Below are 21268 nucleotides of genomic sequence, written 5' to 3'. Positions count from 1 at the left end.
AATGAAAAACAGGATCATCCAGTCGATTATTCTATGGTTTAACGATCTTCCAATCAAGAAAAAATTTTGTCTCACTCAATTTATTTCGATGAGTATCGTCTTATTCTTGATTATTTTTATTTTAAGCGCTCATGAGTTTTTTTCCTACCGGCAACAGTTGTTGCGTGATGCGCGGGTAATGGCTCATATATTGGGCGAGAACAGCAGCGCTGCTTTGATTTTTGAAGACAAAAAAACCGCTGAGGAGCTTTTACAAAGCTTGCGTTTTAATCCTGCCATTATTTCAGCAACGCTTTATCTTCCTGATAATAAGCTATTTGCATCTTATCACAGAACTCATAATGTTACTGATAACGGTGATTCTCTATCCGATTTATCAGTGTCTAGCCATGATTTTACACCGATATTAAGTCACGATTTTTTCACTGCCAAAGCCTCATCAAAATCATCATTAAAATCACATGCTTATGATTTTGGTTGGCGACAACTTGAGTTGTTTGAACCTTTTCGCTTGCCAAACCAATCCGTTGCTATAATTAATCTACAGGTCAGTTTTGATATGCTTTATAAGCGATTGATGGAATTCATTGGCGTTATTATGTCAATTTCATTGATTGCACTAACAGTAGCTATGTTACTAATAAATCGCTTGCAACGAATAATAACCCAGCCTTTGTTCGAATTAACTGATCTGATGCGTGTTGTGTCGGAAAAACGAAATTATACTCATCGTGCTGGGATGGATCGCCATGATGAGATTGGCTTGCTCGCGCAAGGCGTTGATACAATGCTCGGCGTTATTGAACAGCATCAACAGGGATTGAATCGAGAACTTAGGGAACGTAATAGAGCTGAACATGATCTTTCCGCAGCGAATGTAGAATTGCATCAACGTCATCAGCAACTCGAAGTAGCTTATCAGGAATTAGCGCACGCTCACCAACAACTCATTCACTCAGAGAAAATGGCTTCGCTGGGTCTGTTGATGGCGGGCGTCGCTCATGAGCTGAATAATCCGATTAGCTACGTTTATAGCAACCTGGAATTCATTGAAGAGTATGTTGAACGTTTAGTTAATTTTGCCTGCCAGGCAAAAGCCAATTCTTCCGAAAATCAAATTTACTGCCATATTGATAAACATGAAAATCTTTTCAGTTTTGAGAAAATTTTAAAGACTTTGAGAGAATTAATTGCCAGTTGTCTAGAGGGTACTGAAAGGGTTAAAAAGATTGTATTGGATTTACGGAGCTTTTCAAGGACTGATGATATTGGTTTTATGCCAACCCAGTTGCGGGATGGAATTGAATCTACTTTGAACTTTCTTACGAAGCAATACCGCGATCGAATCAAGATTCACCGTGATTATGATAATTTACCTTTAATTGAATGTCATCCAAGTCAAATCAATCAGGTTTTCATGAATCTGCTTCAGAATGCTATTCAGTCAATTCCAGATAAAGGCGACGTCTGGATTCGAACGGAATCAGATAGCGAATCGGTTAAAATTATTATTAAAGATAATGGAGTTGGTATTTCACAAGATAATTTAAACCGAATATTTGACCCTTTTTTCACTACTAAACCTGTAGGTATGGGCACTGGATTAGGCCTTAGCATTGTTTATGGTATTATCAAAGAGCATGGTGGAGCCATTTATGTCAGGAGTGAAATTGATTATGGTACTGAATTTACTGTTGAATTGCCTGTTCATTTGTTGAGGATATAAATATGAAACGTCATGAATTGTTAATTGTTGATGATGAGAAAGAAATTCTACGGAGTCTCACTCTAACCTTTGAGGATGATTATGAGGTTTTCACCGCACCTAGCGGATCCGAAGCGCTGGATATTCTGGGAAAGCAAGATATTGCAGTGGTGATTGCTGATCAGCGCATGCCAGAAATGACAGGCGTAGAGTTTCTTCAAAAAGTTATTGAAATCAATCCGTACATTATACGCATTATATTAACAGGGTATACTGATACGACTGCGCTTGTGCAAGCAATCAATAGAGGTCATATATATCAATATATTACTAAACCTTGGGAACGTCATGAGCTAAAAATAGTTGTTAAAAGAGCAGTGGAAAATTATGAGTTGGTTATGAAAAATCAACAATTGGTTAAAGATTTAAAAATTGCTAACAAGCGCTTGCAAAACGAGAATACTTTTCTCAAAAAAGAAGTTGTCAAAAATTTACAATTTTCCGATATTATTTGTCAGAGCCTTATAATGAAAGAGGTGATGGGAGTAATTAACAAAGTCATCAATAATTCAATCTCTATTCTATTAACAGGTGAAACAGGTACAGGAAAGACATTAATTGCTCGCTATATTCATCATCATGGACCACGTAAGAATAAACTGTTTATCGAACAGAATTGTGGAACGATTCCTGAAACGCTTTTAGAAAGCGAACTTTTCGGTCATCGAAAAGGAGCTTTTACTGGCGCCACTAATAACCAGCAAGGGTTGTTTGAAATTGCCGAGGGAGGAACTATTTTATTGGATGAAATTAGCGAAATGAGTCCAGAGTTACAAGTAAAATTGTTACAGGTTTTACAGGAAGGCTGGTATCGCCGGTTAGGTGAGGGTGAGTATCGACAGGCTAATGTCAGAATCATTACCGCTACGAATAAGGATATACAAGATGAAGTGCAGAAAGGAAAATTTCGTTCTGATCTTTATTATAGAATTAATGTCTTTCCGATACACATTCCTCCTTTACGAGAACGCATCGATGACATTCCACTATTGGCTGATTATTTTCTGAAAAAATATAGCCATAAGCTTAATAATCAGATTAAAAACTTTAGTGAAGATGCCTTACAAAGACTATGTTGCTATGATTTTCCTGGTAATGTGCGAGAGCTGGAAAATCTGATTGAAAGGGCCTTGATTTTAAGTACTGGAACGCAAATTGGAGTAGGTGAATGGTTACCGGTCTCAATTAATCGACCAGAAGATCTATCAACACTAGAAATCCGGGAACGCAACGAAATTAGGCGTCTTCTTAAGCTTCATGCGGGTAATCTGGGTTTGGTGGCTAGGGATATAAATATGAGCCGCACGACTTTGTGGCGACGTTTGAAAGAGTATGGCCTCGAAGCCTGAAGGTTGGCGCGTTTCAAAATGAAACGTAATGAAATTGCTCTGTTTCAAATTGAAATATTCATTTATTTGTTTTTTGTTATTTACAATTAATAAATATTAGATATGTTTTTGTTTTTTTAAAATCTGATTGATCCCCACTTGGTTAATAAGGATAAAAGACCTCAAAAAGCCCCATGGCCTGGATTTTGCTGATTAAGCGCTGAGCAGTAAATGATTTCCGGTTTGAGTGCAAACCGTTATCTAAGCGCATAATAATACTGATAATTCAAAGGTGAGGCTATGGTCTTTGGAATGTATGCCCGGCAGCTTCGCGAGCGCCATCGCAGAGTCAGCAAACGCTATTCAATACGACAAATTGCTTTGAGAGTCGGTATGGAACCCGCTTATCTCAGCAGGATCGAACGCGGCGATACGCCGCCGCCATCGGAGCAGGCGATTCGGCGCCTGGCGGTGGAATTGGGAGAAGATGCCGATTTTTTGCTGGGGTTGGCGGGCAAGGTTGCGTCGGATGTCTGTGAAATCATTACGAGCAGGCCAATCCTGTTCGCTGAATTGATCCGTTGTCTGAGTGATGTCCCGGATGAACAATTGACGACGTTGGTGATTAAAATTCGCAACAATGAGTGCTGAATTTCCTGATAATCCCTCCGTGCAAACCACACTCCATAGCCTGGGTGTTTAGCAGCTAGGCCGTGGAATCCAGGCTTCTTCGGGATTTCACTGCGCTTTTTCCAGGCTATGGCTTTTTATTCAGGTTGCGTCTTGTCGACCAATCGCAAAAACAACTCCTCCAGTCGATTCGCTTTGTTGCGCAAGCTTAATACCTCGATGCCTCGCGCCGAGAGTTGCTGAAACAGCGCATTAATGCCACGTTCTCTGGCTACATCGACTTCCAAAGTCAGTTCGTCCAGCCAGCGCAGCGGATAACCGGGAACATCGAGTATTTCAGTCAGCGGCTGGTGAAGATTAAGCACGAAGGTTTCCAGATGCAACCGATTCAGCAAGGTCTGCATTCGGGTATTTTCGATAATCCGGCCCCGGTCGATGATCGCAATATGGCGGCACAGGCTTTCCGCCTCTTCCAGATAATGCGTCGTCAGAATAATCGTCACTCCGCGACGATTGATCTCTCGCAGAAACTCCCACATCGAGCGGCGGATTTCGATATCCACCCCGGCGGTTGGTTCGTCCAGAATCAGCAATTTTGGTTCATGCACCAGCGCCCGGGCGATCATTAGCCGCCGCTTCATGCCGCCGGATAGCTCGCGCGCCATCTGCCGGCGCTTGTCCCACAAACCCAGTTGCTTGAGATAGGTCTCAGCGCGCTGGCGGGCCAGTTCACGAGGCAGGCCATAGTAGCCAGCCTGATTAATCACGATCTCGGCGACTGGCTCGAACTGATTGAAATTAAACTCCTGTGGCACCAGGCCAATACAGCGTTTCGCCGCGGACAGTTCGCGGTCAAGATCATGGCCAAACACCTGCGCCGTTCCTTCCGTCTTGCGCACTAGGGAGCAGATGATGCCAATCGTGGTGGATTTGCCAGCGCCGTTCGGACCGAGCAGGGCGAAAAATTCCCCTTCTGCAACATCGAGATCAATGCCGCACAACGCTTCAAAGCCGTTCGCGTAGGTTTTGCGTAAATCACGCAGGGTCAGGGCTGTGGTAGTCATACGATGGAATTCCATCATCAGGGCGGCTAGTCTTCATGAACGATCTGGTGGAAGTGAAACCACGAGGAGGGATCACGCATGGTAGACGAAAACAACGAACCCGACGATATTACTCCATCCGAAGCCCCAATGTTGAATCCAGCACCGCATGTTGACCCGGAAACCACGAAATTGCCGATGGATGGCGTCCGGGTCATCGACCTGGGCACTTTCCTGGCTGGCCCCTACGCGGCGTCGATTCTCGGCGAATTCGGCGCCGAGGTTTTCAAGGTCGAACATCCTATCGCCGGCGATCCGATGCGGCGGTTTGGCACCGCGACCAAACGCCACGACGCGACGCTGGCCTGGCTGAGCGAAGCCCGTAACCGTAAATCAGTCACTATCGACCTGCGCCAGCCGGAAGGCGTGCAACTGTTTTTGCGCCTGATCGAGAAGTCGGATGTGCTCATTGAGAACTTCCGGCCTGGGACCATGGAGGAATGGGGTCTGAGTTGGCAGGAGTTGAGTGAGGCCAATCCGGGCCTGGTTTATCTGCGGGTGTCTGGGTATGGGCAAACGGGACCCTACCGGCGCCGTTCCGGTTTCGCGCATATTGCCCATGCCTTCGGCGGTTTGTCCTATCTGGCTGGATTTCCGGGCGAGACGCCGGTGGTGCCGGGCACCGCGCCGCTGGGTGACTATATATCGAGTATCTATGGCGCAATTGGCATTCTACTGGCCTTGCGGCACCGGGAACTGAGCGGGCGTGGCCAGATTGTCGATATTGGCATCTACGAAGCGGTCTTCCGGCAACTGGATGAAATCGCGGCATCCTATGGCCTGTTCGGCAAGGTGCGCGAACGGGAAGGCTCGGGCAGCTTTGTCGCCGTGCCGCACGGTCATTTCCGCACGAAGGACGATAAATGGATCGCCATTGCCTGCACCACCGACAAGATGTTCGAGCGCCTGGCCGAGGCAATGGAGCAACCGGAACTGGCCTCTTCCAGTCTGTACGGTCCGCAACGCCAGCGGCTAGCGGCGCGCGATGAGGTCAACCGCATCGTCATCGAATGGGTGGGGTCGCTGAATCGCGCCGAGGTGCTGGAGCGGTGTCTGAACTGCGAAGTTCCGGTGGGCAAGGTCAACAGCATCGCCGATATTTTTGAGGATGAGCATTTTCAGGCGCGCGGCAATCTGGCGCGAATCAACGAAGACGGCCTGGGCGAAGTAGTCGTGCCCAACGTCGTGCCCACCCTGTCGGCAACGCCAGGGCGCATCGCCAATTTGGGGCCAACCCTGGGCAATGCGACCTACGAAGTGATGCGGGAATTGTTGGGGCTGACCGCCGATGACATCAAGCGGCTGCGGCAACGGAGGATTATTTGATCATGACCGACCATAACAAGACCGAATTGCCGCTGGCCGGAATTCGGGTCATCGACGTGGCAACCGTGATTGCCGGACCCTACTGCGCCGGCATCCTCGGGGAATTTGGGGCTGAAGTGCTAAAGGTCGAACATCCCATTGGCGGTGATCCCCTGCGTAAATTTGGTACGCCGACGGCGCGCGGCGATACCCTGACCTGGATGAGCGAGGGGCGTAACAAGAAATCGGTGACCGTGGATTTGCACCGCCCGGAAGGTGTGGAAATTTTCAAGAACCTGGTGCGACAATCGGATGTGGTTTGCGAAAATTTCCGTCCTGGCACGTTGGAAAAGTGGGGCATCGGCTGGGAAGCGTTGCGCGAAGTGAATCCCGGCTTGATCATGCTTCGAGTCACGGGTTACGGCCAGACCGGCCCCTATAAGGATCGACCGGGTTTTGCCCGGGTCGCCCACGCCGTGGGCGGCATCGCCTATCTATCCGGAATGCCCAAGGGAACGCCAGTGACGCCGGGGTCGACGACGCTGGGCGATTACCTGACCGGACTCTATGGTTGTCTGGGCGTTCTCATGGCCTTGCGCCATCGCGAAATGACCGGCGAAGGTCAGTATGTGGACGCCGCCTTGTATGAATCGGTGTTCCGTTGTACCGATGAACTCGCGCCGGCTTATAGCATGTTCGGCATGGTGCGGGAGCGGCATGGGCCAACCCACAACGACTTCGCCTGTCCCTATGGGCATTTTCCCACCAAGGACGGCAAGTGGATCGCCATCGCCTGCGCAACCGATAAGCTTTTCGAGCGTCTGGCCAGCGCCATGGGCCGACCAGAACTGGCTTCGTCCAGCCTGTACGGCGATCAAAAGACCCGGCTGGAGAACCGCCACGATGTGAACGAGATTGTCCGAGACTGGTGCGGTTCGCTGAATCGCGAGGACATTCTGCAACGCTGTTTCGCAACGGGCGCGCCGGCGGGACCATTGAACAACATCGCTGATATTTTCGGCGACCGCCAGTTCCACGCCCGCCGCAATCTGACCGCTATTGACGAGCCGGATCTGGGCGAGACCATCATCGTGCCGACGACGATTCCCCGTCTGTCGGAGACGCCGGGAGAAATTCGGCATCTCGGCCCCAAACTGGGCGAACATACGGAAGAAGTGTTGACCGGCCTGCTCGGCATGGACGAACAGCAAATCGCCGAGTTGAAAAGAAAGCGAGTGGTATAACTGATATGAGCGAAGTCAATCTACAGGACTGGATCGGCAAAACCGAACAGGTAAAGGATCGAATCTATCCAACACCCGTTAGAGCACTGGCCCTGACCTTGGATCATCCGCAGCTTGCCGTCGAAGAAGGCGCGCCTTTACCGGAAATCTGGCACTGGTTGTATTTCCTGCCCCTAGTCGCCCAGTCGGAAATCGGCGTCGACGGCCATCCTCGGCGCGGCGGTTTCCTGCCGCCGATTGCTTTGGAAAGGAGAATGTGGGCTAGCGGGCGACTGGTTTTTCACCAGGATGTGCGGATTGGCGAGGAAATCACCAAAACGTCGGAGATTCTCAAGATTTCTGAGAAGGAAGGCAAAGCCGGCAAAATGGTTTTCGTGACGGTCAAGCACTCAATCAGTTCGGCCAGCGGCGTAGCGATTGATGAAGAACAGAATATCGTCTATTTGCCAATGCCCAAAACCTATGCTTCTGCGCCGCCGAATCCCGCACCGGAAGACTTGGCGTGGCAAGAGGAGTATGCGGTCGATCCGGTGCTGCTGTTTCGCTTTTCCGCATTGACCTTCAATGCTCACCGTATTCACTACGACATCAACTATGCCGCCGAAGTGGAAAAATATCCTGGTCTGGTGGTGCATGGCCCCTTGCAGGCGTTGTTGCTGCTGGAGTCAGCGCGCAAAAAAAATCCCGGTCGCAAACCGGCCCACTATGAATTCAGGGCGGTTCGACCGCTTTTTGCGTTCGATCAAGTGCGTCTGGGTGGCCGATCCAGATCCGATGGCGGTCATGATCTCTATGCGATCAACACCGAGGGCAATATGACCATGCAGGCAACCGTATCCTGGAGATGAAGAACATGAGCGAGAGACTGGAGCGTTCGGTATTGCTGGTTCCGGCATCCAATTGGGGCATGATTCAGAAAACGGCGGCTTCAAAGGCGGATGCGGTCTGCATCGATCTGGAAGATGCAGTGACGGTGGATGAAAAAGAGGCCAGCCGGGCGAACGTGGCGCGCGCCTTCAAGGAACTGGATTTCGGCGATAAACTGCGCATGTACCGGATCAATGGTCTGGACACCCACTACGCTTACCGCGATTTGATCGAGGTCGTGGAAGCCGCCGGGGATTGCATTGACTTGATCGTCGTGCCGAAAGTGAACCGTCCGGAAGATGTGTACGTAGTGGAAACCCTGCTCACGCAAATTGAGAGTTACCGGGGGTTTGCGCGGCCCATCGGCATTGAAGCATTGATTGAAACCGCGTCGGGCTGTGTCAATATCCGGGACATCGCCGCTTGCTCTACCCGGCTGGAGGGCTTTATTTACGGTCCCGGCGATTATGCAGCCTCGGTGCGGATGCCGATGGAATCTATCGGCGAACTGGACGAAAACGATGCCGTATATCCCGGCCACCGCTGGCATCACGTCATGCATTCCATCGTTACCGCTGCCCGCGCCTATAACAAGCGCGCTATCGACGGGCCGTTTGCCGGGATCAAAAACCCGGAAGGGTTGGCGCAAGCCTGTAAAATCGCCCGAGCGATGGGCTTCGACGGTAAATGGTGCATTCATCCCAGTCAAATCGACGCGGCGAATCAAACCTTTGTGCCTTCGGAAAAGGAGCTGGCTTGGGCGCAAACGGTCTTGAGTGAGTATGAGCGGGCAAGGCAGGAAGGCCGGGGCGCGCTCAGCGTCAAGGGCAAAATGATCGACGTTGCTTCGCTGCGGATGTGTCAGACCACGGTGGAGCGGGCGCGGCTGGCGGGGTTGTTGAGCTAATTGGATGTTTCACCAACGATGAACGTCAGGGTGCGACACGAGCCGCACCCTGATTGCTATCAAATTAGCCTTTACGCCTCCTATGGGCAACGATGCCTACCAATCCTGGCAGCAACAACCAGAGCGAAGACGGGATCGGTATCGGAGATGGTCCTCCCCCTGCTACCGTCACATTTCCGCCTTGAATACTCGCAGTCAGAGGCAGACCCGACGAGTCGCCCAACGTGTTGATGGAAATCCCAAGCAGACTGGTTCCGGAACTCGACGCTGTGAAATTAATCGAGGCGAGGATAAATGAACTGCTTTGCAGTAAATCGAGATCGGCTGGAAGATCCAATGACAGGTTGAAAAGATTCAAGGTGTTCGGAGCGGTGAGATCCGCGAAGACGAAGTTGAGTCCGAGTCCGAAGAGATCCATCTCACCGGTCGGATCGAGCGTCACGCTATCGATCACTGTATCTCCATTGCTGTCGGTCGTATCGATCGATAAAACGCCAGGATCAAAATTCGGTGGTGTCCCTCAGTTTACGTGATGAGCTAAGCCAGTGACGACGACAACATGTATCCTCATTGTGATTGTGGTGTTAATCACTGACCGGGGATCTTATGAAGTGGGAAACGCTCTACTGCCCCAATCGTTCCTGTCACCACTACGGTCGGCCCTTTGGTCAAGGGTTGTTGGTCAAAAATGGTTCCAGTCACGGGAAAAAGCAGGCGTTGTGTCGTTCGTGCGGGAGGAGAGTGTCCTTGACGTACGGAACTGCGTATTTTGACCTCGAGGCCGACCCCGCCGTTTTCGAACTGGCGATGCGGGCGTTGGCGGAGGGAAATTCCATCCAGGGTACGGCACGAATCGTCCAGATCGACAAGGATACGGTTTGTGCGTGGTTGACTCGGGCCGCCCAGCAATGTCGTTTGGTGGTTTTGTCCCATTGGCGCGAGCTGACGGTGACCGAGTGTCAACTGGATGAATTGTGGAGCTTTGTCCATACCAAGGACCAGAATCTGCCGATGGCGCAGCAATGGTGCGAGACGGATGGCGATGCTTGGGTGTGGGTCGCCTTTGCGCCCGAATGGCGCCTGGTGGTAGGGTTTGTCGTGGGCCAGCGCACGCAGGCTCAGGCGAACCTGCTCCTGGAGCGCGTGGTGTATGTGACCGACGATCACGTCCCCTTCTTTACTAGCGACCAATGGCCGGGCTATCCCAGCGCCTTGCTCCATGCCTATGGGGAATGGTATCAGCCCGAGCGCCAAGGGACGCGAGGACGATATCCGGCCCCACGGTGCCGCCCACCGCCGAATTTGCTGTATGCTCAAGTGGTTAAGCGACGTGAAAAAGGACGGGTGGTCGAGGTGACCCGTAAGAGGGTCTGGGGAAGCGCGGACGAGCTTCAGGCGCGATTGGCCGCATCCGCCACCAGCACGACGATCAACACGAGCTTTGTGGAGCGGGATAACCTGGCCTGGCGCGAACACAATCGGCGGTTGGCTCGCAAGACGACCGCGTTTTCCAAGCAACGGTCGTGGATGGAAAAGCAGGTGTGGCTGTCGTTGGCTTACTACCATTTCTGCTTGCCCCACCTGAGCCTGCGTGAGGAATTGCCCACCCCGGAACCGACCCGAGGCAACGGATCGCCCCGTAAATGGCGGCCTGTCACGCCGGCCATGGCGGCGGGGATGACCGATCATATCTGGACCACGGCGGAGTTGCTGGGCTTTCGGGTACCCGCACCGTTTCTGAATACCTTGGAAACCATCAAACACTTGTTCCCCGCACTCGACGATGCTCATCACGTAAACTGAGGGACACCACCCAAAATTCAGATCAATATCGAATTCTGACAGCGAGGGAGCGCCCCCTGGCGGAGGGCTACCCGGCGCCAAGTCCGAAATCAGGATATCGACGCTTAAGGCGTCCCCAGCGTTGACTGTCTGGGTATCAGGAACGACCGAGATCGTGATGGCTCCAGCATCGAACCCAACAGTCAAGAGAGCAAAGGCTAACGCTGCCCTTTTGAAGAACCCATTGTGCATTACTTTTCTCCAGAATTTGTCATATCAAGCCCTTCTCCCGAGAAATCCTGACCCTATTAAGGCCAGAACTTCTCGTGATCAGGGTTCGGCAATTGAATTAGCCCTGCTTACTACTGAGTTGCGCAGTTCGGTCTGCTGCACAGCAGCCGAAGTTGGCGCGCATCCAAGGCGGTGATCATGCCATCGCCATCCAGGTCGCGTGGATCATTCGGTCCGGATGCGGGTGTGTTCCTTGCCGCAAGCACGGCGTTCATATCATCCAAGTCCACATCGCCATCGCCATCAATATCACCCTTCTGTGGCACAACGAACCCTTCGAACGCTTCTGCGTTGTAGGCTTGCGTCCTGGCGACCTCGGAACTGACCAGATTCGCGCCTGCTGGCCCGGACATCAGCAAACCCTTGACATAGTAGGGACCCGCAATGCCGTTTTGGCCGATATTCCGCCCGTTAAAGTAGAAGTCGATGGTTCCGGTTCCTGCATTAAGGAATCCGCTGCGGGAGTCAAAACCAATCTCGGTTCCTTGAACATCGATCAATCGGGCGCTCCAGACATAAGAACCGGAGTTAGCTAGATCCACCTCGACACTGACCTGCAACAAGTCGTACAGACCATTACCGTTGTTATCAATGCCTTGGTCCGCGGAGTGACCGGTCAGCTTGATCGGATTCGGACCACCTAGCGGATCGAAGTCCGTATGGCTGTACGCAGCCGTCGGTTGGCCGAGCACGACTCGATCGAGTTCCTCATAGGTATTTGGATCTCGCAGAGATACTTCAATGACATAGGGGCCATCGATACCTTGGCTGTTGATCTCCGGTCCTGAGAAATTGATTGTCATCGTCTGGGGTCCTGCACTCAGGCTGATGAGCACATCGGCATAAACCGTCAATGGTTCGACTTGGTTCTTCAGAGCGGCTGACATCAAGAAATTCCCAGCAGCGCGCACGTCCGCTCCGAAATCGACTCTGAGCAGGTCGTAGAGGCCATTGCCATTGGTGTCGATGCCTTGGGCGTTAAATGCGCCCGTTAGATCTAAGAGCCCCTCGAACTGAGTATGGTCATAGGGCTGGGTCAGAAACTCGATATCGTCCTGCCGTTCGCCGTTCGCATTGAACAGCGCAATGACTGCTTCATAGGGACCGTTTTGGCCGGTACGGAAGATCGATACGCCGGGAAATTTCAGAGACAGCGTCTGGCTCCCGGCTCCGATCGTAAAGGATTCCGACGCATTGACAATCGTATTGCCGGCCTTGAGCAGTGTGCCTTGCAGCACATAAGTCCCAGCGTTTAAGACGCTCGCTTCGACATCGACAACCAAGTAGTCGTAGCGATTATCGCTGTCCGTATCGGTTGCCGAGTCGCTGGCACTGTTAATACGGCTGGAGCGTTCACCGAATTGAGTGTGGTCGTAAGCAGGAGTCACAAACACACTTTGGGCTGGGACGGTTCCTACCCCAATACCAAACACCTCAACCTCGTAAGGTCCGTTTTCTCCATATTCACGAATTCGTTCACCGGAAAACTGTAGCGTAGCAGTATGGATCCCTGGCTGGTCCCCAACGACGTCGGAAGTGAAATTCGCAAGTTGATAGCTCGGCACGTTAGCAACAACTTGACCATTTTTCTTGAGGACGCCAAACACAGTGTAGGAGCCTGGCGTAGAGATGTTGACTTCAACATCAACGACTAGTGGGCTGACACAGAAGTTTTGACAGGTTCAGAGGTTTCTAGGTCCACCGGGGTTTCAGAAGATTTCAAGGGAGGATAGAGGCGCTTGAGTTTGACCCGGGCCAAGTCGGTGCCGAACTGCCAGTGGATTTTGGTCTGACGTAGGTTGCGTGGGCCTTGCCAAGCGGCGATTTCCTTCCGCAAAGTTTCGAGGTTCGCAATGCGGCGATTCAAACACTGGCCGGCGAGAACAGCGAACTCACATTCCGCCATATTGAGCCAACTGCCATGCTTGGGGGTGTAATGAAATTCGAGCTTGCGGGTGATCCGGCGGGCTTCCTCTGGAGAAAAGACACTATACAAGGCCGCAGGAGTGTGGGTATTGAGGTTATCCACGACCAACCGGATTCGCTCCGCCTTCGGAAAGTACACATCAACGAGTTGCTGCATTTGCTGGGCAAAATCGCGTTTGGTGCGCTGTTTCGTGACATTAACATGACGCCACCCGCGCAAGGGTTGTACGAATAGAAATAAATTGGCGGTGCCTTCGCGTTTGTATTCACAGTCATAGCGCGCCGGTTGACCCGGGCGGGCGGGTTGAGGACAGCGGGTTTCGCTGGTCAATTGCACCGGACTTTCATCGAAGCACACTTGGGGGTATTGAGGATCATCGGGTTCGGCGTACAGGTCCAACACATCCTCCATATGCCAAACATAATCGGGACTGACACTGGGAATACACCATTCTTGACGTTGCCAGGGTTTGAGGTCGTTTTTTTAAGGATGCGCCGCACACTCTCACGGGAAATGGCTTCGATGGGCCGGAGTTCCATGAAGCGGTCCGCTAACAATTGGAGAGTCCACTGACAACGGCCAGCGGGCGGGGTACTACAGGCCAAGGCGACCAGAAAGGCGGCCTGTTTGCCGGTCAAGGCCGGGGGCAAACCGACTCGTGGCCGCTCGCTTAACGCCGCCAGCAACCCTTCGTCGACAAACCGTTGACGGGTACGATGAACGGTCGAAATCCCCAAGTGAAGGCTTTGGGCAATGGCCTCATCCGTCGCCCCTTCCGCAGCCTGCAGCAACACATGGGCACGGGCAACCTTGCGCGCCGCTGCCTTGCCTTTATGAATGACCTTCAGCAGGTCTTCCCGCTCCTCTTCAGTTAGATCAACCAGATACTTGTGGGCCATGGTGATTCCTCCTGTTGATCTCAACCATAGGGCACCCACCGCTACCTGTCAAAACTTCTGTGTCAGCCCACTAGGGCCTCATACACTCCATCACTGTCGGGATCTACAGGATTGAAGCTTGCGTTTCCGGTAAAATTTAAGTCAGGGCTGGCTAAGGCCATCGTTGAGGCTCCTAAATTCAAGGCACGGAAAGTTTTCACAGGACCCTTGTACTTGTACGCACCCCAAGAATCATATGCCTTCACGCTAAGCGGGAAGATTTTTGCTCCTTCATCAGTAGGAACATAGAATTCGCCGCCCTCGATACCAGGAGAGGCGTTGTTAAAATTCCACGCGATAAACTGGGTCTCCGAGGAATAAATACCATTGAAGGTAGCATCGTAATAGGTCGACGAGAAAAAGCCTCGTTTACGTAGACTGTGACTGCTGAAGACGTAACGATCATAAGCTCCTCCGACAAAGGGGCGCGCACTCCCCGGAAAGGCCGGGTCTAGGGAAGGACTACCCGTAGTTACAAATCCCCGGTTATGTGCGCCTTGAGGGCTTCGGGAAGAAAGACCACTGATTCCCAACGTGCCTGCCATATTTTCAAAGACCTCACTGAAAACATAGCAGTCAGCATAGTTACAGGAGATCGGATCTGCAGCAAGGTCTTCCCACGTACACTTCACCGCAGAACCGAAGTCGTATCCGTACCGCCAATTGGCTTGCCCGTATCCGTAAAGCCCGCTTAGAAGATTACGGAGAATACTCGTCTCGTCACTCAATCCCGAGGCCCAAGACGTGGCATGCTTGTACCAGGATAGACGCGGGGCGCTCAACGTTGGCGAACGCTTCGTCACATAAAGTTTTCTGGTAACCGTAGGCAGCGTTTCACCATCGACCGTGTATTCAAACGTTACGTTGTACGCCCCAACCGCACTTGGCATGGTAATGGTTGCTTCACCTTCCAGACCTGACCAGGTCTCGGTTCCCTGCAGCGATGTGCCGGCGATGCTCCATTTCAAAGTAATTTCTGGATCCGGCAAGCTGCCAACAGGACATGGCTCAACCTTGGTGCGCACTTTAGCTTCACCCGAACCGAACCCGAACCACCCAGATTCTGATGGACCAGAGAAGGGATACTCATCAATTGGCCCAATATCCTCCTGGATGTTACAACTGGCGTCCGCCGTTTGCTTGTAGATCACGTTGATCAAGTCATTAGAGCTGTTCTGACGGATCGGATTGCTGGCTCCGGCAACCGGCTCCAAGGTCAGCGCCAGCTTCGGCTTGATCGGGATGGTCAGCGCTACCCAGTCAATGGCCGTACACCAGCGATTGCTGGCAAGCGTGTCCACTGTAATAACGATGCGGTTGGCGCGCGGAACCGGGGCCACCCCTGGAGCAGGCGGGGCAGGGAACTTGACTTTGGTAATCGGTACAGAAAACGAATTGAATTTCCATACGTTGTCATCGCCAGTCAAAAGCCCAATGTTCTCGCCGTTGAATGCCACTTCATCTCTTTCCGGAGGCGGAGCGCCATTAACATCCACATCATAGGCGGGCATCGATATGGACACCGAAGAAGGAATGATCCCCTTTGCAATAAGAGGGGCGGCATCGATGAGGTAGCCTTGGGCATCAACAGGACCAACCGCTCGGTCGATCATCACGTCGATGGTTAGTGGCGGACTAGTGTTGAATGTACAACCTGTATCCAACCCTGGGCCAGAGTCAGCGACAAAGCTATCTTTCTCAGGCGGATCAAAAGGCGAAGTGCGCGGACCCGAGGTTGCGCGTGTCGTCATGCCTTGAGCCGAAGGGTGAGGGTCCCCATCTTGCTGGGCGGTAGCCACAGTAGCCGGAAGCAACGTGGTCAAGAACAGGATGGTCAGAAGTAAGAAATAAATCGCAGTACCTCTACAATCCGTTCGAAAGTCAAGCCATATGCTCATAAATGCTTAGCTCCTTATTCCATAGTGACAAATGATGAGTTCTCGCCAACTTCCGCCGGTCAAAATACGAATCAGAACTCGCTTCTTTAGTGATTTGGTGCGACCACCCATCCCCGCTGTCGCGTCTGATGTGAGCGTATGAATCCGAGGATAGAAAAGATCGGAAGAACTCACGAATAGCTATGCAAAAAAAAAACCAATTAAAAATACATATAAATATTAATTAATTGAAAAAATTCTTGACTTAAAAACTCTAGGATAACTGTAAAAAATTCTGACAATCTCGCAATACCATTGCTGATAAACCATAACCTTTTAGATTAAATAAATAACATTAATTACAAAAATTATGCATATTTTGGAGACCTAGTGTCTCTTAATTAATAAATCCATTTTTGGAAAAATTCTTAGAGTTATGTAGGCTAAAAAAACAGGAGTGGCGGTTAATGATGCGATTAAATTTTTTAAAATTAATATCATATATAATAATAAGCAAGAACAAGCTAACTTACTTAGCAATTAAGTGACACTATTATATGTATTTTTTTGTTACAATATAAGTAATCTATTGCTAAAACCTACAACAAAAGACCATCTATATACTCAGATTTTGTAATATTTTTATTACTTGTAAAATTTACCGACAACCCAAAACCACGAAGTTGTATGAAAAGCCTCGCCCACAAGCGGGAAAAGGACAGAGGTTAGGGTATTCAATTCAAAATAAAACACATATAAAGCAGTAGATTAACTTGGTTGAGTCTGCTGTAGATTAGGGTGCGATAGAAACCATCAGAAACTGTAAAATTTTCCTACGGGACTTTGCAAAGCATCGGCGCAAGCCGGCTTTGTTGTACGAATCTGATTCTGGCCGAAATGCCCCCTAAGCTGAGCGTTCAAGCGGCCACCTCATAGCTATCCGGAATACCGAGTCGGGTCCTAATGTTCATGGCCGCTACTCGGGCATAGGCTTCTGTGGTTTGGGTATCAAAACGACGGTTTTTTAACTTCGGGCCAAACAGGGTCTTGATCCGAAACATCGCCGTTTCGGCCAGGCGGCGCCGATGGTAACCGCGGGTCTGCTTCCAGTGCTTCTCGCCCTGTTGCTGGCACTGGCGCAGGATGGCGGTGCGCGGATGTGTCTGCCCATCGGCTACATCGGGCCATTCGACCGCGCCCTCGCGCGGCGGTATCAAGGCGCGGGCACCGCACTGCCCAATCGCCTCATGGCCGCGCCGGGTATCGTAGCTGCCATCGGCCGAGACGGCCTCAATCGGCTCGTGCGGGTCGAGTTGATCGAGTCAGTCGGGCAATACTTCGGCATCACCGACAAACGCCGCGGTCAGTTCCACCGCGATCGCCTCTTGGCTATCCGCATCGACGGCCAGGTGCAATTTGCGCCACGTACGCCGCTGGCCAACCCCCTGCTGACGCACCTTCCATTCGCCCTCACCGTAAACTTTCAGTCCGCTGGAATCGATCACAATGTGCCACGCCTGAGTACTGGCACTACGCCCAATCAACACCTCCAAGTCCTGACCCCGGCGGCTGAAGGTACGGTGATCCGGAACCTTCAAGGGCCATCCCAATAGCTTCACCAACGATCCAATAAACCCCTCGGTGGCGTGCAACGGTAAATGAAAAACTTCCCGCATCACCAGCCCACACTCAATAGCAACACCCGAGTAGGGGTTGGAGGCCCCACGCCGGCCCGTCGTCTCCTGTTCGTACCACTGACTGATCGGGGCTTCGTCAAACCATACCGTCAATGACCCACGAGCAACCCGCGCCGCGTTGTACTCGCGCCAGTTCCGAATTCGATAGCTTTGCTTTTCACTGTTCATGGCTCAATAATGGGGACAGCTTGCTATTCATGCAACAACGCCGCGCAAGCCTGTAAAATCGCCCGCGCGATGGGTTTCGACGGTAAATGGTGCATTCATCCCAGCCAAATCGATTTAGCGAATCAAACCTTTGTGCCTTCGGAAAAGGAGCTGGCTTGGGCGCAAACGGTCTTGAGTGAGTATGAGCGGGCAAGGCAGGAAGGCCGGGGCGCGCTCAGCGTCAAGGGCAAGATGATCGACGTTGCTTCGCTGCGGATGTGTCAAACCACAGTGGAGCGGGCGCGGCTGGCGGGGTTGTTGTAGTGTGCGTTTGGGGTAGAGGGTAATGCACTCAGCCTCATACCGGTTTCGCCCAAATCCGGACCCGCAACTCTTCACCGATCAACTCAAAATCCGGCTCTCTTCCCGACAGCAGGCGGGACAGCCGGATGATCAGTCGGGGAATGCCGGTGCCAATCGCGCTCATATAGCCCAGTTGCGTCAACAGGGTTGCCAGTCGCCGGTTGCGCTCGGCATGAACGCCCAAGCGAATGTTTTCCAAGGTGACCGAATTGGGTAGACCTCCGGGGCTGCGCACTTCCACCCGATCGGAAAACAGGAAGATCCGGACTTGCGAACCGCCGAAACTGTAATCGCGATGGGCAATCGCGTTCACCACGGCCTCGCCGAGCGCCTTGCGGTCGTACAACGCAAGGTCCTCGCGCTGGAAGCCCAGTTCCCGCGCTGGCTGGCGGATGTTCCGCTCCAGGAATAGGCGGGTATCGGTAATGATTTCCGGCAACCGTCCAGTGATTTCCCGCCGGTCCAGGATGTCGGCATCCTCATCTACTCCAGCGAAGGCGACTGCTGACAACCGACTTTGCGGCATGAAGCGCTGCGGCGCCACGCCGAACATCAGCAAACCAGCCACGGTCAACCGCCACTCGCCATCGACTTCCGCCGCCAGCCGGAGATTGTGCAGCAGCGTCTCCAGCGCTAACCGGCTTTGTTCCAGTTGCTCTCCCAGCGACAGGCCAAATTGCGCCTCGTGATAGGCGGCAAAGGCATCTTGTGACAGATCGTTCAGCGTGGTCTCCCAAACCGGGCTTTCATCGTAGTGCAATTCGCCCGCGGCCTGGGCAATCCGCACCAGCTCTCGACCAGTCGCATCCTTTTTATCTTTGCCGACCCGGATATAAAACCGCCCTCCCGCCGTGCGGTAGGGTTTCAGCCGATTCAGCGCCGACAGGACCGTCAAAGCCACAATATCGCGGCCTTCGACCGTGTGTTGTTCTAATACCGGGCTGACCGGCGGAATACAGCGATCCCGGCAGAGATGGGTCAGGGATTGGAATGTGGTCGCGCTATCCGTCAAGCCGACAACCGCACCATCGTCAGCGACGCCAAAGTACAGGCAACCGCCCTCGCTGTTGGCAAAGGCTACAATTTCTCCAGCCACGCTTTCCGGATTTTCCAATTGGCGTTTGAATTCCCGGTGCTGACTTTCGCCTTGGGCAAACTCGGCTAACAGATCGTGTTTGCTCATTATGATCTTCGTCATGTCCATCTATGCACTCGGTAAATGTGTCAAACCACGGTGGAGCGGGCGCGGCTGGCGGGGTTGTTATCTTACCACCTATCAGTTCTGAGTTAGACTAGGATTATGAGTTTAACGAACATCATGAGGGGATCATGGGAACGATTCGGCAGTTGGCAACAGAAATCGAAGCGGGGTTGAGAGCTGCCCACCCGACGCTACGCAAGACGGTACGCGCCAAGCTAGCTTTAGCGGTGGGCGCCATCCTGGAAGCCCAGACCCCGAATACGGTGGAACTCGCCAATCTCCTACCCTTGGAGACCGAACGGCAAGATATGCGCGAGCAGTGGCTGCGGCGGTTGTTGAAGAATCCGTTGCTGTCGAGTACGGAAGTGCTGGAACCGTGGGCGCGCCAAACCTTGGCGGCGACGGGCCAGCAGGGACAAACGATTATTTTGAGTCTGGATCAAACCGATTTGGGGGATCGTTTTGCGATTTTGATGGTGAGCCTTGGGATCGGCGATCGGGCCTTACCCCTTGCTTGGCGGGTGGAAGCCGGCCCGGCCAATCTGGGTTTTGCGGCCCAGAAAGCGGTATTAGAACAAGTTCGAGCGTGGCTCCCGGCGGGAGCCGAGGTGCTGCTTTCGGCGGATCGCTTTTATCCCTCGGTGGATTTATTCGCGTGGCTTCACGCGCAGTCCGGTTGGCATTATCGGTTACGATTGAAAGGCAATCTCAATGTGGATCCAGGGTTTGGAGACATGACCACGACCGGGGTGCTTGCCACAGGGCAAACCGAGCGCTATCTGCCCAATGTGCGGTTATTCAATCAAGGGGTCGCGACGAATCTGGCGATTTGGCATGAGGGGGCCCACCCGGAACCCTGGATCATCGCCATGAATGACCCGCCGAATCGGGCGACCGTGCGGGATTACGCAAGTCGCTGGGGCATTGAGCCGATGTTCTCCGATTTCAAAAGTCGCGGTTTTCAATTAGAAGACACGCAGTTACAGGCCGCTGATCGGCTCGATCGGTTGCTGCTGATCATGGCCTTGGCCATGTACTGGTGCGTGCGCGTCGGTCAAGAGGAGGCCCACGATCACCCCACGCCCCTGGAAAAAAGACGCAAGAACAGACCGATCCTCACCATTGGACCTTTCGAAAACTCGCCCGTAGCGCCGTTTCCTGGTTCACCCGGGGTCTGCGCGCAATCCACCGGAAGCTACAAATGCAACAACCTTTACCTTCCTTCTATCGAGTTTGCCCCGTGATGAGAAACTGATAGGTGGTAAGGGGTTGTTATAGCAGACAATCCCTGACCTGTCAGTCAGATGTATAATTCATCCAGGTCTAAAGAAAAATCCACCGAGCGCAGTTCAACCGCCCCGCCGATCAGAATGACGCGCTGCCATTGCTCGGCGCGGCGATAAACTTCGATGTGCCGCACTTCCTGCGCGACCAGGACATACTCTTCCAGACTGGCCATCTGTTGGTAGGCGAGACGCTTGTTCTGACGGTCCTTCTGTGCGGTCGAATTGGACAAAACTTCGATAATCAGTTTCGGATTTTTGCAGATTAAATCCTGATCGTCCTGGGGGTCGCAGGTCACGACCACATCGGGATAGAAAACATCCTGAGCGGCTTGTACCTTGAAATCCGAGGTGAGAACCGTACAGGGCGTACCCCGCAGATGGTGATAGAGGCGCGCTGCCAAAGCCACGATCAAGCGGGCATGAGCAAAAGTGCCGCCGGTCATGGCGACAATCCGGCCATCGATCCACTCGTGTCGGGTATCCTGCTGGTTTTCCCAAGCGAGGAAGGCGTCCGCATCGCTGACGTCAGGCAGGATTTTAGCAGCGGCTTGCATGCGACTCTCCAGGTTGATTCGGTAACGGCTTTAATTTTAGTCCGTGGCGCGCTTGC

General features: G+C 52.3%; 15 protein-coding genes and 3 pseudogenes. 10 read left to right on the top strand and 8 right to left on the bottom strand.

What is annotated here, in order from left to right; all coding sequences use genetic code 11:
• Position 1 precedes the first annotated feature (1 nt).
• From H6973_10895 to H6973_10885, 3 genes are all read left to right on the top strand, one after another.
• A complete protein-coding gene (locus tag H6973_10895) occupies positions 2 to 1726 on the top strand; it encodes a HAMP domain-containing protein (protein ID MCP5126101.1) in 1725 nt (574 codons plus the stop codon).
• Between the two features lie 2 nt (positions 1727 to 1728).
• Positions 1729 to 3114, top strand: coding sequence for a sigma-54-dependent Fis family transcriptional regulator (locus H6973_10890; GenBank protein ID MCP5126100.1), 1386 nt, complete (start codon positions 1729 to 1731; stop codon positions 3112 to 3114).
• Between the two features lie 279 nt (positions 3115 to 3393).
• Positions 3394 to 3744 (top strand): helix-turn-helix domain-containing protein, encoded by a 351-nt coding sequence (locus H6973_10885; protein MCP5126099.1) that lies wholly within the window; start codon positions 3394 to 3396, stop codon positions 3742 to 3744.
• A gap of 116 nt (positions 3745 to 3860) precedes the next feature.
• Here the strand turns inward: H6973_10885 and H6973_10880 are convergent, their stop codons facing one another.
• On the bottom strand, positions 3861 to 4787 hold the full coding sequence (locus H6973_10880; GenBank protein MCP5126098.1) for an ABC transporter ATP-binding protein: 927 nt from the start codon (positions 4785 to 4787) through the stop codon (positions 3861 to 3863).
• 78 nt (positions 4788 to 4865) lie between these two features.
• On the opposite strand from H6973_10880, the gene H6973_10875 reads away from it, so the two are divergent.
• From H6973_10875 to H6973_10860, 4 genes are read left to right on the top strand one after another with little or no spacing between them, the layout of a single operon-like run.
• Positions 4866 to 6152, top strand: a complete 1287-nt coding sequence (locus tag H6973_10875; GenBank protein MCP5126097.1) for a CoA transferase — start codon at positions 4866 to 4868, stop codon at positions 6150 to 6152.
• 2 nt (positions 6153 to 6154) lie between these two features.
• Complete coding sequence (locus tag H6973_10870; GenBank protein ID MCP5126096.1) at positions 6155 to 7375, top strand: CoA transferase; 1221 nt, start codon at positions 6155 to 6157, stop codon at positions 7373 to 7375.
• A 5-nt stretch (positions 7376 to 7380) separates the two neighbouring features.
• Positions 7381 to 8223: a MaoC family dehydratase N-terminal domain-containing protein gene (locus H6973_10865; GenBank protein MCP5126095.1), complete on the top strand. Its 843-nt coding sequence runs from the start codon at positions 7381 to 7383 to the stop codon at positions 8221 to 8223.
• A gap of 5 nt (positions 8224 to 8228) precedes the next feature.
• A complete protein-coding gene (locus H6973_10860) occupies positions 8229 to 9149 on the top strand; it encodes a CoA ester lyase (GenBank protein MCP5126094.1) in 921 nt (306 codons plus the stop codon).
• Between the two features lie 64 nt (positions 9150 to 9213).
• Here H6973_10860 and H6973_10855 read toward each other — a convergent pair whose 3' ends face one another.
• Complete coding sequence (locus H6973_10855; GenBank protein MCP5126093.1) at positions 9214 to 9603, bottom strand: hypothetical protein; 390 nt, start codon at positions 9601 to 9603, stop codon at positions 9214 to 9216.
• A 263-nt stretch (positions 9604 to 9866) separates the two neighbouring features.
• Here H6973_10855 and H6973_10850 point away from each other — a divergent pair, with 263 nt between their 5' ends.
• Positions 9867 to 10952, top strand: coding sequence for a helix-turn-helix domain-containing protein (locus H6973_10850; GenBank protein MCP5126092.1), 1086 nt, complete (start codon positions 9867 to 9869; stop codon positions 10950 to 10952).
• Between the two features lie 341 nt (positions 10953 to 11293).
• Here the strand turns inward: H6973_10850 and H6973_10845 are convergent, their stop codons facing one another.
• The 4 genes and pseudogenes from H6973_10845 to H6973_10830 form a co-directional block, all read right to left on the bottom strand.
• A complete protein-coding gene (locus tag H6973_10845) occupies positions 11294 to 12655 on the bottom strand; it encodes a hypothetical protein (protein ID MCP5126091.1) in 1362 nt (453 codons plus the stop codon).
• Positions 12656 to 12873: 218 nt separating this feature from the next.
• Positions 12874 to 14048 (bottom strand): annotated as a pseudogene (locus H6973_10840) (IS630 family transposase).
• Positions 14049 to 14110: 62 nt separating this feature from the next.
• Positions 14111 to 15838, bottom strand: a complete 1728-nt coding sequence (locus H6973_10835) for a hypothetical protein (GenBank protein ID MCP5126090.1) — start codon at positions 15836 to 15838, stop codon at positions 14111 to 14113.
• Positions 15839 to 16881: 1043 nt separating this feature from the next.
• A pseudogene (locus H6973_10830) lies at positions 16882 to 17829 on the bottom strand (IS5 family transposase).
• Positions 17830 to 17838: 9 nt separating this feature from the next.
• Here H6973_10830 and H6973_10825 point away from each other — a divergent pair.
• Complete coding sequence (locus H6973_10825; GenBank protein ID MCP5126089.1) at positions 17839 to 18132, top strand: HpcH/HpaI aldolase/citrate lyase family protein; 294 nt, start codon at positions 17839 to 17841, stop codon at positions 18130 to 18132.
• A 34-nt stretch (positions 18133 to 18166) separates the two neighbouring features.
• Here the strand turns inward: H6973_10825 and H6973_10820 are convergent, their stop codons facing one another.
• Entirely contained in the window at positions 18167 to 19354 is a 1188-nt protein-coding gene (locus H6973_10820; protein ID MCP5126088.1) for a putative DNA binding domain-containing protein, read from the bottom strand.
• A gap of 146 nt (positions 19355 to 19500) precedes the next feature.
• On the opposite strand from H6973_10820, the pseudogene H6973_10815 reads away from it, so the two are divergent.
• A pseudogene (locus H6973_10815) lies at positions 19501 to 20538 on the top strand (IS4 family transposase).
• A 134-nt stretch (positions 20539 to 20672) separates the two neighbouring features.
• On the opposite strand, the gene H6973_10810 reads toward H6973_10815, so the two are convergent.
• Positions 20673 to 21212, bottom strand: coding sequence for a Uma2 family endonuclease (locus H6973_10810; GenBank protein ID MCP5126087.1), 540 nt, complete (start codon positions 21210 to 21212; stop codon positions 20673 to 20675).
• Positions 21213 to 21268: the final 56 nt, after the last annotated feature.

The sequence above is a fragment of the Gammaproteobacteria bacterium genome, assembly GCA_024235095.1.
Classification (GTDB): Bacteria; Pseudomonadota; Gammaproteobacteria; order Competibacterales; family Competibacteraceae; genus UBA2383.
This window is presented reverse-complemented; position numbering and strand designations above follow the sequence as displayed.